Raw genomic sequence first — 13,246 nt, 5'->3', positions numbered from 1 at the left:
TTCGAAACCTGCCCGGATCAGGACACGCGGCGCAGCAGCGCGGCGAGTGCCTGTCCGCCACCGATGCACATGGTGACGACACCGAGTTCGAGATCGCGGCGGATCAGGTCCTTGGCGACGCGCAGCGTCAGGATCGCGCCGGTCGCGCCGACCGGGTGGCCCAGGGCGATGGCACCGCCGTAGGGGTTGGTCTTCTCCGGGTCGAGCTTGGCGTCGCGCGCCACCGCCACGGCCTGCGAGGCGAAGGCCTCGTTGAGCTCGACGGTGTCGATGTCGGCCGGGGTCAGGCCGTTCTGCTCGAACAGCTTCACCAGGGCGAGGGTCGGGGCGTAGCCCATCAGCTCGGGCTCCATCGCCGCGGTGACGACCGACTCGAGCACGACGGAGGCGCCGAGGCCGCGTTCGCGCGCGACCGACTCACGGGCCAGGACGAGCGCGGCTGCGCCGTCGTTGATACCGGAGGCGTTACCGGCGGTGACGGTGCCGTCCTTGATGAAGGCGGAGCGCAGCTTGCCGAGCACCTCGAGCGTGGTGTCGGGCTTGGGGTGCTCGTCCTCGGTGACGGTGACGGGCTTACGGCCACCGATCTCGACCGGGGTGATCTCCTCGGCGAAGGCGGCCTTCGCGGCGTCGGTGGCGGCGCGGCGCTGCGATTCGAGGGCGAACTCGTCCTGCTGCTCGCGGCTGACGCCGTACTCGCGGGCGACGTTCTCGGCCGTGACGCCCATGTGCAGTCCGCTGAACGGATCGGTGAGCATGCCGACGGTGCCGTCGACGAGCTCGCGGTTGCCGAGCTTGTAACCGTTGCGGGCACCGAAGTCGTAGAACGGCATGCGCGACATGCTCTCGTCGCCACCGGCGACGGTGATCTCCGCGGCACCCCAACGGATCTCCTGGGCCGCGGACCACACGGCCTGCAGACCCGAGCCGCACAGGCGGTTGACGGTCAGGGCCGGGGTGGAGACGGGAAGTCCGGCGGCGAGGGTGACGCGACGGGCGTTGTAGGCGTCGGCACCGACCTGGCCGATGCAGCCCATGACGACCTCGTCGATGTCCTCACCTGCGACACCCGCGCGCTGCAGCGCCTCACGGACCGCGGTGGCGCCGAGTTCGTGCGCGGGTACGTCCTTGAGTGCGCCGCCGAAGCTACCGACGGGGGTGCGTGCGCCGTCGACGATGACGATGCGTTCCGGAGCGGTCATTTCTCGTCCAATCTGGTCGAACACCTGGGGTCCACGCGCCGGCACCGCCGAGCGCTCGGCTCTTCGGGAAGGCGTCCTCCCGAAGCGTCCGACCGATGCTACGGCACCGAGTGCCGCAATTGCGTCGGTCCGGACACACGTTGCAGAAACGTGAACGGAAACGCCATTCTACAATACGTACTACGTTGTTTTCACTCGTCGCCGGCGTCGAACGGTGGCCCCTCCGCGAGACGCTCCGCAGCCGCCGGTGTTCCCAGTTCACGGCGGTGCCGAGGGTGCTCCACATAGAACTCGAGGAAGCGGTACAACTGCACCGGATCGACGGCCAGATGCCGTGAGTCCACCTCGATCCGGGGCTCGGACGGCAGGCGCCCGAACGGGAACACCCGACCCGTGCGCCGACGCGCCCACGCCGCCGACCCGTGCCCCTCGATCCAGATCTCCGGGAACCCCCGGTCGACCGCACGGAGGCCCCGCACCGAGACCCACGGCAGATAGGACTCCACGAACCAGCCGCGCAGCCTGATCCCGTCCGGCCCGAGAACCAGCGAACCGGCCCGGATGCGCCCGAGTGCCACCTCCACGAGGAAGGTCAGGCACACCGCGGCGACGAGCGCCAGCACCAGCGCCACGAGGGGTAGCCCCTCGTTCCCGACCACGATCTCCACGGCAGCACCGAGCGAGAGGAACGTCCCGCACAGGACCATCGCGAGCAGCAGACCGAAGACGGGACGGCGGCCCCCGATCTCGGTACCGCCGCGACCGGCCGTCTCGACGTACCGGACCCGCGGTGTGCGGCTCGGAGGCGACGGCGACGGTCGCCGACCCCCGGATCCGGCAGGCCACCAGAAGGTGGCACCGAAGGCCGCCGTCAGCAGCATCAACAACGCCAGGATCGAATAGAAGCGGTCGGCACCCACCGACTCGGTGCTCCACGCGCCCGCTCCGCGGGCCGCGGCGAACACCGCCACGAGCACCGCCGCGCCGGCCGCTGCGTACACGTGCAGATTGCGCGTGCCGTGCTGCCATTCGCTCGGCGGTTCGGTGCCGGACGTCGATTCGGTGTCGGACGTCGGTTCGGTGTCGGACGTCGGTTCGGCCCTGGAAGTCGCAGCCTCCGTGCCGCGCCCACCCCACGGGACAACAGGTCGTCGCATCGGTCTCCCCTCCCGGTGTACCGAGGAGCCCCGACGTCCTCGGCCGTGCCGGTCGGCCGGAACGCTACCTCGAGCAGCGGACCGGATGCGGACCCTTCCGGGGGCGATGTCACCGACGGGCACACGAGTTGGCACCGATCGGTGTGACAATTAACATACCCCTCGGTCATCAGAGTGTTGAACCAGGTCACGGCCGTTTCTGAAGGGACAGGACGCGCATGGGAGAGTCTCGCGAGAATTTTTCCCTACGTGTCGGTAACACCTGTAGGCGTGAGCACGACACAATCTGTGACGATTCAGACGAGACCGGAGGAGTCTGCATGACTGTCCAGCTTGATTCGCCTGGCATCGCGTCCGTCGGCGAAGCTTCGTCGGCCGAGGCAGAGCTCGGGGAGCTGTTCGAGCAGATCAAGGAGCTCGACGCTCAGCTGCTCGCGGTGATCAAGCGGCGTTCGGAGCTCGTTCAGCGCGCCGGAGCATCCGCGAAGGGCACCGACGCGAGCCGCGAAGCACAGGCCGAGGAGATGGCCGTACTGGGACGCTTCGCCGAACTCGGCGCCGACGGCAGCACGCTCGCGATGACGCTGCTGCGCCTCGGCCGCACCCGCAAGGCCTGAGACCTACTACCGACGGCCCCCGCACCACCCGGTGCGGGGGCCGTTGCCATACCCGGAGCCGTCCACCGATTCGCATCACGCCGGTTGCAAACGTGGCCGCCGGCTCCCCTGTCGGCATACCGTCGGGACATCCCGAAGAGCAGACAGGAGCAGCATGGATCTCGGACTTACCGCGAAGAGGGCCATCGTCACCGGCGGTAGCCGCGGCATCGGCTACGCCATCGCGCGGGCACTGGCCACCGAGGGCGCCGACGTGGTGATCGCAGCCCGTACCGCAGCCGATCTCGACACCGCGGCGAAAATCCTCTCGGAGGAGACCGGGCGCCGAATCGTTCCCGTGCCCACCGACACCGGCGACCAGGCCTCGGTCGACGCACTCGTCGCGCGGGCCGTCGCCGAACTCGGTGGGGTCGACATCCTCGTCAACTCCGCCGCCACTCCCTGGAGTGCCAACAAGCCGACGGATTTCGCCGCGACCACCGACGACATCGTGCGCAACGAGGTCGAGATCAAGGTCCTCGGCTGTCTGCGCACCGCACGCGCCGTCGCCCCCTACCTGATCGAGCAGGGCTGGGGCCGGATCATCAACATCAGCGGGCTCGGCGCGCGCAGCGCGAACTCCATCGCCCAGACGGTCCGGAACGTCAGCGTCGCAGCCGTGACGAAGAACCTAGCCGACGAACTCGGCCCGCACGGCATCAACGTCACCGTGGTCCACCCCGGCCGCACCCGCACCGAACGGCTGGCGGCGCGACTGGCCGAGGAGTCGGCCGAGACCGGCACGCCGGTAGCCGAACTGGAACAGCAGATCGCGAAGAACTCCGTGAACCGCCTCATCGACGCGAGCGAGGTCGCCGACGTCGTCGCGTTCCTCGCGAGCCCGCGCAGCATCGGCATCACCGGCGACGCGATCGCCGTGGGCGGTGGCGTGCCCGGCGCGGTCTACTACTGACCGGGTCCGACGAAACGACACGGCACCGGCCGGAAAGACTCCGACCGGTGCCGCGCACTCATCCGTCAGCGCAGAATTGGACGGCACCGCCGTCAGCGCAGAATTGGACGGCACCGCCGTCAGCGCAGAATTGGACGGCACCGCCGTCAGCGCAGAATTGGACGGCACCGCCGTCAGCGCAGAATTGGACGGCACCGCCGTCAGCGCAGGATCGTCTTGATCTCCAGGAACTCCTCGAGCCCGAAGACGCCGGCCTCGCGTCCGATACCCGACTGCTTGTAACCGCCGAAGGGTGCGTCGGTGTTGAAGGCGCCGCCGTTGATGTAGACCTGACCGGTGCGCATACGGCGGGCCACGGCCTCCGCTCGCGCCGGGTCGGCCGACCAGACCCCGCCGGACAGGCCGTACTCGCTGTCGTTGGCGATGCGCACCGCGTCGTCCTCGTCCTGGTATCCGATGATCGACAGCACCGGTCCGAAGATCTCCTCGCGGGCGATCGTCATCTCCGGTGCGACGTTCGTGAACACGGTGGGGCCGACGAAGTAGCCGGTGGTGAACTCGGTTTCGCGGCCGTCGAGCACCAGTTCGGCGCCCTCCTCGACACCCTTGTCGATGTACGCCTTCACGCGCCCCTGCTGCGTGCCGCTGACGAGCGGACCGAGCTTCGACGACGGATCGTCGGGCAGCCCGACGGTGTAGGCCCGCGCGACCTGCTCGGCGATGGCGGTGGCTTCCGGCAGACGGTCGGCGGGGACGAGCATGCGGGTCAGGGCGGTGCAGGTCTGGCCGGAGTTGAGGAAGCACTTGCCGACACCCTCGGTGACGGCGGCGGTGAGGTCGGCGTCGTCGAGGATGATGTTGGCCGACTTGCCACCGAGTTCGAGCGCGACCTTCTTCACCGTCTCCGAGGCGACGACCGAGACGCGCTTGCCGGCGCGCGTCGAACCGGTGAACGACACCATGTCGACGTCGGGGTGTGCGGCGATGGCCTCGCCGACGACCGGTCCGTAGCCGCTGACGAGGTTGAACACGCCCGGCGGCAGGCCGGCCTCGTCGACGATGTCGACGAGCGCGTAGGTCACCAGCGGCGCGACCTCGGTGGGTTTGAGCACCACGGTGCATCCGGCGGCGAGCGCGGCGAACACCTTGAGCACCACCTGGTGCAGCGGGTAGTTCCACGGGGTGATCGCGCCGACGACACCGATGGGTTCGCGTACGACCAGGGCGTTGCCGATCTCCTGGTCGTCGAAGTCGTACGTTCCTGCCAGCGACGCATAGGCGGCGATGTTCTTCAGCGGCATCCCGACCTGGATGGCACGCGCGAAGTGGGCGGGCATCCCCATGTCCTGGGAGACGACGCTCGTGAGCTCGTCGGCACGCTCGTTCGCCAGCGAGGAGACCTTCTCCAGGTAGGCGGCGCGTGACGTACCACTGAGCGCGGACCAGGCCGGGAAGGCGGCCTTCGCCGCGGCGACGGCCCGATCGACATCGGAGGCGACACCCTCGGCGACCACCGCGATGACCTCTTCGGTCGTCGGGTTCACGACCTCGATGCGGCCGGCGCCGTCGGAGTCCACCCACTGCCCGTCGAAGTAGATCTTCGTGCGGTCGAGAATGTCGGTCATATCGCTCTCCCTGCTCATGGTCCGGCCTGTCGACGCCGTTGGGCGCGAGCGTAGCGAAGACCCTCCCGCAATACAGCGTTTACGCCCGGTGGGTTGTGATGTATCCCGCCGTCACCGGAGTTAACACGTGCGCTACACTGGCCATTGCTGCTCGCTCCACCGTCGCAACGCACGGCGCATTCGGACAAAGACGTCTGCATTCACACATATCGTCTCCGGCACACGTCTATGCACATCAGGAGCTGCGCCTTCCCACGCGTTCCCCCTTCTTCGCATCGTCACTGCCGGTCGACGACGACTTCGATGCACCGAGGAGGACGTCCGTGACGCACGCCAGTGACACCGGCCTGTACGACAGCACGCTGGACAAGAGCAGTTGTGGTGTCGGTTTCATCACCCGCAAGGACGGCGTGCAGACCCACGAGGTGCTCACCCGCGGCCACGAGGCCCTGTGCGTCGTGCCGCACCGGGGCGGCATGTCCGCCGAGGGGGTCGGCGACGGAGCCGGCATCAACGTCGACCTGTCGGTCGCATTTTTCTCCGAGATCACCGGAATGCCCTTGCAGGAAGGGCACTTCGGAGTCGGAAACTTCTTCCTCCCCACCGAGCCCACAGCACATACGGACGCCGAGGAACTCGTCTCGTCGGCACTCGCCGGAGCCGGGGTCACCGTGCTCGCGGTGCGCGACGTCCCGGTCGACGACAGCGTGTTGCGTTCCACCGCACCGAAATACCAGTTGCCGATCCGCCAGTGGATCTTCACCCGGCCCGACGCGTGCGACTCCGTCGACGAGTTCGACCGGCTGCTGCACGGCGTGCTCCTCGAGGTCGAGGCCCGCGCCTACACCGAGCCGGAACTGGCCGGGTTGTACCCGCTCTCGCTCAGTGCGCGCACGCAGGTTCTCAAGAACCGCTTGAACTCCCACGAGGTCATCCCGTACTTCCGCGATCTCACCGACCCGCGGCACGCGGTACACACCCTGTTCTTCCACACCCGGTTCTCGACGAACACCGATCCGCATCCGACGATGGCGCAGCCGTTCCGCCTCATGGCACACAACGGCGAGCTCAACACCGATCGCAAGAACCGGCTGTTCGAGGGCGCCCTCGCCCGCGCGATGGGCCGCGACATCATCCGCCCGCCGGGACAGTCCGACAGCTGCCGCTTCGACCAGACCCTGGCCTCGCGCATCGCCCACAACGACCTCGACCTCGTCACCGCCGTCGTGCAGATGATGCCGCCGGCCTGGGAGAACGACATCGAACTGTCGCCGCAGGTCCGCGCGATGCTCGAGTTCTTCTCGCTGTACGAGGAGAAGAACGACGGTCCCGCCGCGCTGATCTTCGGCAACGGCACCGTCGTCGGCGCGCGCCTCGACCGCCTCGGCCTGCGCCCGCTGCGCACCGTGGAGACCGAGAACTACCTCGCCGTCACCTCCGAAGCCGGTCAGTTCGACTTCGCCCCCGAAACCGTCCTGCGTCGCGGCCGCATCGAGGCCGGCGGCATGCTGTACTTCGATCACCGCACGCGCCGCTCCTACGGGACCGTCGAGGCACTGGAACTTCTTGCCGCCCAGCAGGATTACGCATCGCTCGTCGACGAGGCCCGTCGCGAACTCGATGCCCTGCCCGAGGTTCCCGCCGAGAAGGCCGGTTCCCCGCTGCGCTACAACGGCGATCTCGGCCGCTACCAGCGCTACGTGTCCTACAGCATCAACCAGGAGTCCTTCCGGTTCATGCTCGACCCGATGCTCGCGTCGGGTCAGGAGCGCATCTCCGCGATGGGTTACGGCAACGCGATCAATGCGCTGTCGGATCAGGAAGGCGGTGTGGCCAAGTACTTCTCGCAGCGCTTCGCCCAGGTCACCAACCCGTCGCTGGACTCGATCCGCGAGGCGGACGGCATGACCCTGCGCGTCGCGCTCGGCGCCCGACCCGGTAGCGGTGCTCCCGCGTCGTCCGCGACCCAGATCGTGGTGCCCACCCCGATCCTCACGCACCTCGACATGCTGCGTATCCGCGAGCAGTCCGATACCCCGGTGCAGCGTTTCGAGATGCTGTACTCCCCCGTCTTCGACGACGCCAAGGCGAACGCGGCCGCACTCGCCGCCGCGATCGACGGTACGGCCGAGGCCGTTGCCGACTTCGCCCGCGAATCCGGTGGCATCGCCGTGCTCACCGACCGCCACGTCTCCACCGACCGTGCCGGACTACCGATGGTGCTCACCGTCGCCGCGGTCAACCAGCGCCTGATCGACGAGGGGCTGCGTCTGCGCGTGTCCGTTATCGTCGAGTCCGGACAACTGTTCTCGTCGCACCACATCGCCGCGACCCTCGGTTTCGGTGCCGCCGCGGTGTATCCGCTCACGGTGCAGATGCGCGCCGAGGAGAAGTACGGCGACGACGCCGATGCCGCGTTCCTGAAGTTCCGCAAGGCTGCGGAGAAGTCCCTCATGAAGACGATGGGACGCGTCGGCCTGTGCACCGTCGAGTCGTACATCGGTGGTGAATTCTTCGAGCCGAGCTATCTCGACACGAGCGACGAGGTGCTCGCGCGCTGGTTCCCGAACGTGAAGTCCGCGGTCGGCGGTGTCGGTTTCACCACCCTCGCGCAGGCCGTCGCCGACTGGCATCGCCGGGCCCTCAGCGTCGAGACGGAGAAGGACGTCCCCCTGCTGGGTCTGTTCAAGGAGCGCGCCGAGGGCGCAGGTCACTCGTTCGGCACGACCGCCGTGCGCGGCTTCGTGGACATGACCGAGGAGCCGTTCACGCTGCCCGTCGAGAAGGAGGCCGAGCCGGATCTGACCGACGCGCTGCGTCTGCTGCCGCTGCACCGGCTCTCCGACGCGCACGGTCTCGACGACGCGTCGTACCGCTACGGCGGCTTCCGCGCCCTGACACCCGCCGAGATCGATGCCTTCGAGATCACCCCGGGTTACCGCGCGTTCGCCCGCACGATGGCCGACGAGCGCACACAGCGTCCCGCGGCGCTGCGCGACGTGCTCGCCCTGCCCGCCGACGTCACCTACGCCGTCACCGCCGAGGACTTCACCAAGGAGATGGGCCGCTTCGCGCGGTTCGGCAACAACTCGATGCTCGTGCGCGGGATCTCCGCGGCGCGGGTGGGTGAGAGCGAATTCGTCCTGCGTCTGACCGGTCCGCTCGCCGACGACCACCGTCGTCCTGATGCGCTCGCGGCCTCGCTCGTCGCGCGCTTCGGTGACGCCATCGTCTCGCACCGTTGCTACGGCGACACTCTGACCGTGCACGCGATCGGTGACGCCGCGCACTATCTCGAGCAGGTCCGCCAGGCCCCGCTGAGCGTGCGACTCGACCGGGTGCAGCCGGCGCACGAGATCACCCCGGCGCTCGCGTCGGGTGCGATGAGCCACGGCGCGCTCAACTCGAACGCCCACGAGGCCGTCGCGCACGGCACCAACATGGTCGGCGGCATGTCGAACTGCGGTGAGGGCGGTGAGCACATCTCCCGCTACGGCACCATCCGCGGCTCGCGCATCAAGCAGTTCGCGTCCGGCCGCTTCGGTGTGTGGGCCGGTTACCTCGCCGATCCGATGCTCGAGGAGATCGAGATCAAGATCGCGCAGGGCGCGAAGCCCGGCGAGGGTGGTCAGCTGCCCGCCAAGAAGGTCACCGTGGAGATCGCCGCGGCGCGCGGCGCGACCCCCGGCGTCGAGCTGGTCTCGCCGCCGCCGCACCACGACACCTACTCCATCGAGGACCTCGCCCAGCTCATCCACGACGCCAAGGCGGCGCGGGTGCGGGTGATCGTCAAGCTCGTCTCCTCCGAGGGCATCGGCACGATCGCCGTGGGTGTCGCCAAGGCGGGCGCCGACGTCATCAACGTCGCCGGCAACACCGGCGGCACGGGCGCCGCCTCGGTGACCTCGCTGAAGTACGCGGGCCGGTCCGCGGAGATCGGTGTGGCCGAGGTCCATCAGGCCCTCACCGCCAACGGTCTGCGCGACAAGGTCGTGCTGCGGTGTTCGGGTGCGCACCAGACGGCGTCGGACGTCATCGTCTCGGCGCTGCTCGGCGCCGACAGCTTCGAGTTCGGCACCACCGCGCTGATGATGCTCGGCTGCGTCATGGCGAAGAACTGCAACGTCAAGTGCCCGGCAGGTCTGACCACGAATCCCGAAGTGTTCAACGGCGATCCGCGGGCGATGGCCCAGTACCTGCTCAACGTCGCGCACGAGACCCGCGAGTTGCTCGCCCGCCTGGGTCTGCGGTCGCTGCGCGACGCGCGTGGCCGCGCCGACCTGCTGCACCTGCTCGACCACCCGTCGAGCGTGGGCCGGCTGGACCTGCGGGCGATGCTCGCGGTGCTGCCCGAGGTGCACATCGACAATCCGGTCTACATGGAGAAGGACTACTCGCTCGACGAGGCGTGGGTGGCCCGGCTGCGCGAGGCCCTCGTCGATGCGAAGGACCTCACCGTCTCGCTCGGGGACGGCGTGCAGCTGACGAACAACAACAAGAGCGTCGGCGCGCAGCTGGCGATCGACATCGAGCGCATGCTCAACCACGAGGATCTCGGCGCCCTGCCGGCCGTGCTCGACGACGAGCGCGGACGCCGGTGGCTGCGCGACGGCACCGTCACCCTCACCACCTCCGGTTCGGCGGGCCTGTCCTTCGGGGCGTTCTGCAACGACGGCATGCGCATCGAGCACACCGGTACCGCCAACGACGGTGTCGGCAAGGGTCAGTGCGGCGGGCAGATCGTGCTGCGCTCCCCGGGTGGCGGAAGCGACGAGCGGGGCGGAAACGTCCTGATCGGCAACTTCGCGCTCTTCGGCGCTACGGGTGGTCGCCTGTTCGTCGAGGGCGAGGCCGGCGACCGTTTCGCGGTGCGCAATTCCGGTGCGACCGCGGTGGTCGAGGGCGTCGGTGAGTTCGCATGCGAGTACATGACCAACGGCGCGGTGCTCAACATCGGCGAGTTCGGCAAGGGCTTCGGCAACGGCATGTCCGGCGGGTTCGTCTACCAGTACGACCCCGAGGGCCTGCTCCCCCGCAAGGCTAGCGCCGACTCGATCGTCCTCGGGTCGATCACCGGCGACGACCCGCAGGCCGCGATCCACAACGCTGCAGTGCTGCAGCTGCTGCACCTGCACGTCGAGGCCACCGGCTCGGTGAAGGCCCGCTTCCTGATCGACAACTGGCAGGTCGAGCAGCACCGGTTCGCGTACGGCATGCCGCGCGCCCTGCTGCAGTACCAGGACCTCGACGAGATCCTCGCCGCAGCGTCGCGCAAGGACCTCGCTGCCGAGGTCGCCACGGCACTGGTCGCGCACCAGGTGCGCAAGTTCAAGGAGAACTGCCGCTCGGGTGTTCCCGTCGCCGGTGGTGTCACCCCGGACGCGACCGACACCGAGGCCATGTACGCGCTGCTCAACAACTACACGGTGCTTGCCGCCGCGCAGGAGATGGCGCTGCAGAAGGTCCCCGGCGCCACCGACGTGTCGGACCCGGCGGTGCAGAAGGCCGCACGCAATCTGCTGCTCACCGAGGACTTCTTCCTCGTCGCGAAGCTCGAGCGTTACGCCCTCGCTGCGATCGCCGATCACACCGACGAGCAGCTCGCGGCGCTGGTCGCCGACAAGCGCCTGAACGACTACAAGCAGGCCCTGGCCCTGCGCAACGTCCGCTCGATCGATGCGCCCGGTACCTACGGCTGGATCGTCCTGCAAAGCCGCAGGAATCTCGATGCCGCAGGTCGCCTGCCCGGTTACGAGGAACTGTTCGCACGCAACGCCGTCCCGAACGTCCTCACCTCCACGATGGGAGTCTCCGCGTGACCACCACCGGCCCGTTCATTCCCCTCGACGCTCCGTTCACCGCCGATCAGCGGTCGTGGCTCTCCGGCTTCGTCGCCGGGATGCAGACCCGCCTGTTCTCCGGTGGTCCCGCCGACGATGCCGGGACCGCCGGCTCGGCGCCTGCTCTGCACGTGCTCTACGGCTCGCAGACCGGCAATGCCGAAGCCGTCGCCGAGGACGCCGCGGCTGCGGCGCGCACCCAGGGCTTCGTGCCCGTCGTGTGCGCTCTCGACGACATGGACCTCGACCGGTTCGCCGGTCTGGGCCAGGTCCTGATCGTCACATCCACCTACGGCGAGGGCGAGATGCCCGACAACGCCGAGCTGTTCTGGGATGCGCTGTCGGCCGAGAGCGCGCCGCGCCTCGACGGCATGAACTTCGCGGTGCTCGCTCTCGGTGACACGGGGTACGACGGGTTCTGCCAGGCCGGCAAGCTCATCGACATGCGTCTCGAGCAGCTCGGTGCGCAGCGCATCGTGCCGCGGGTGGACTGTGACGTCGAGTTCGAGGAGCTCGCCGCGACGTGGATCGCGGAGACGCTGCCGCTCGTCGCGGCCGTCGAGGGCATCGTGGGCGATGGTGCTCCCGCTCCCGCGGCACCGGCGGCACCGGCCCGGGCGAAGTCGCAGTGGACCCGCAAGAATCCCTATCCGGCGGTGCTGACGTCGAACGTGCTGCTGTCCGGGGAGGACTCGGCGAAGGAGATCCGGCACTACGAGTTCGCGCTCGCCGATTCCGGTCTGGAATACGAAGCGGGCGACGCGCTGAACGTGGTGCCCGTCAACGACACCGAACTCGTGCACGCGATCCTCGGTCGGCTCGGTCTCGACGGCGCGAGCGTCCCCGAGGGGCACGACGACACCCTCGAGCACCTGCTCACCTACAACTACGAGATCACCGCCCCGTCCGTCGATCTCCTCGAGGAGATCGAGAAGCACACGGGCAACGAGGAACTCACCTATGTGCTGCGGCACGGCGACAAGGCTGCGCTCGACGAATGGTTGTGGGGCCGCGACATTCTCGACGTGCTCCTGCTCGATCCCGCGCCCGAGCTGTCGGCCGAGCAGTTCCTGGCGCTGCTGCGTCCGCTGCAGCACCGGGCGTACTCGATCTCGTCGAGCCCGAACGCGTGCGACGGTTCGGTGCACCTGACGGTCGCGGCGGTGCGCTACGGCACCGACGGCCGCGAGCGTCGCGGGGTGTGCTCGACCTTCCTCGCCGATCGTGTCGGTGAAGGCAAGGTGGGCATCTTCGTGTCGAAGAACAAGGCCTTCCGCGTGCCCGCCGACGACACCGCACCGATGATCATGGTCGGTCCGGGCACCGGCATCGCACCCTTCCGCGGCTTCCTGCAGGAGCGTCGCGCACGGGGTGCGACGGGGAAGAACTGGCTGTTCTTCGGCGACCAGAAGCGCGGCTGCGACTACATCTACGAGAACGAGCTGACGGAGTTCGTCGACTCGGGTGTGCTCACGCGCCTGGACCTGGCGTTCTCCCGCGATCAGGCCGAGAAGATCTACGTGCAGACCCGCATGAAGGAGCACGGCGCGGAGTTGTTCGCGTGGCTCGAGGAGGGTGGACACTTCTACATCTGCGGCGATGCGTCGCGGATGGCCAAGGACGTCGACCGTGCGCTGCACGAGATCGTCGCCGAGCACGGCGGTATGAGCGACGAGCAGGCCGTCGAGTACGTCACCACCCTCAAGCGCGAGAAGCGGTACGTGCGCGACGTGTACTGAGCAGGCCGGGGTACGCACCAGCACCTCGAGGCTCGCAACACCATCGGTCACCGGTGGCGTTGCGAGCCTCGAGCGCGTGTTGCGAACCTCCCCGGAGGGACGATCGGAATGCCC

General features: G+C 68.5%; 7 protein-coding genes. 4 read left to right on the top strand and 3 right to left on the bottom strand.

What is annotated here, in order from left to right:
• Positions 1 to 17: 17 nt before the first annotated feature.
• Both CKW34_RS07965 and CKW34_RS07960 read right to left on the bottom strand, forming a co-directional pair.
• Complete coding sequence (locus CKW34_RS07965; RefSeq protein WP_059383655.1) at positions 18 to 1,202, bottom strand: thiolase family protein; 1,185 nt, start codon at positions 1,200 to 1,202, stop codon at positions 18 to 20.
• A gap of 191 nt (positions 1,203 to 1,393) precedes the next feature.
• The gene (locus CKW34_RS07960) at positions 1,394 to 2,359 is read right to left on the bottom strand and encodes a hypothetical protein (protein ID WP_080968357.1); all 966 of its coding nucleotides are present in this window, start codon (positions 2,357 to 2,359) and stop codon (positions 1,394 to 1,396) included.
• Between the two features lie 320 nt (positions 2,360 to 2,679).
• Between CKW34_RS07960 and CKW34_RS07955 the strand changes: the two genes are divergently transcribed.
• Both CKW34_RS07955 and CKW34_RS07950 read left to right on the top strand, forming a co-directional pair.
• Positions 2,680 to 2,976, top strand: coding sequence for a chorismate mutase (locus CKW34_RS07955; protein ID WP_059383654.1), 297 nt, complete (start codon positions 2,680 to 2,682; stop codon positions 2,974 to 2,976).
• Positions 2,977 to 3,130: 154 nt separating this feature from the next.
• The gene (locus CKW34_RS07950) at positions 3,131 to 3,928 is read left to right on the top strand and encodes an SDR family NAD(P)-dependent oxidoreductase (RefSeq protein ID WP_059383653.1); all 798 of its coding nucleotides are present in this window, start codon (positions 3,131 to 3,133) and stop codon (positions 3,926 to 3,928) included.
• A 200-nt stretch (positions 3,929 to 4,128) separates the two neighbouring features.
• On the opposite strand, the gene CKW34_RS07945 is transcribed toward CKW34_RS07950, so the two are convergent.
• Positions 4,129 to 5,553: an aldehyde dehydrogenase family protein gene (locus CKW34_RS07945; RefSeq protein ID WP_059383652.1), complete on the bottom strand. Its 1,425-nt coding sequence runs from the start codon at positions 5,551 to 5,553 to the stop codon at positions 4,129 to 4,131.
• Between the two features lie 323 nt (positions 5,554 to 5,876).
• Between CKW34_RS07945 and CKW34_RS07940 the strand changes: the two genes are divergently transcribed.
• Together CKW34_RS07940 and CKW34_RS07935 are read left to right on the top strand one after the other, a co-directional pair.
• Positions 5,877 to 11,372, top strand: coding sequence for a glutamate synthase-related protein (locus tag CKW34_RS07940; protein WP_059383651.1), 5,496 nt, complete (start codon positions 5,877 to 5,879; stop codon positions 11,370 to 11,372).
• Positions 11,369 to 13,132: a sulfite reductase subunit alpha gene (locus tag CKW34_RS07935; protein ID WP_059383650.1), complete on the top strand. Its 1,764-nt coding sequence runs from the start codon at positions 11,369 to 11,371 to the stop codon at positions 13,130 to 13,132. The genes CKW34_RS07940 and CKW34_RS07935 overlap by 4 nt, the downstream gene beginning before the upstream one ends.
• The last annotated feature ends 114 nt before the right edge of the window (positions 13,133 to 13,246 follow it).

This window comes from Rhodococcus rhodochrous (assembly GCF_900187265.1).
Classification (GTDB): Bacteria; Actinomycetota; Actinomycetes; order Mycobacteriales; family Mycobacteriaceae; genus Rhodococcus; species Rhodococcus rhodochrous.
The sequence above is the reverse complement of the archived record's forward strand: the minus strand, read 5'-3'. Positions and strand labels throughout refer to the sequence as shown.

What these genes read in the sequence shown, in the direction of transcription:
- CKW34_RS07955 (WP_059383654.1), top strand. Translation starts at nt 2,680, where the DNA reads ATGACTGTCCAGCTTGATTCGCCTGGCATCGCGTCCGTCGGCGAAGCT.
- CKW34_RS07945 (WP_059383652.1), bottom strand. Translation starts at nt 5,553, where the DNA reads ATGACCGACATTCTCGACCGCACGAAGATCTACTTCGACGGGCAGTGG.
- CKW34_RS07965 (WP_059383655.1), bottom strand. Translation starts at nt 1,202, where the DNA reads ATGACCGCTCCGGAACGCATCGTCATCGTCGACGGCGCACGCACCCCC.
- CKW34_RS07960 (WP_080968357.1), bottom strand. Translation starts at nt 2,359, where the DNA reads ATGCGACGACCTGTTGTCCCGTGGGGTGGGCGCGGCACGGAGGCTGCG.
- CKW34_RS07950 (WP_059383653.1), top strand. Translation starts at nt 3,131, where the DNA reads ATGGATCTCGGACTTACCGCGAAGAGGGCCATCGTCACCGGCGGTAGC.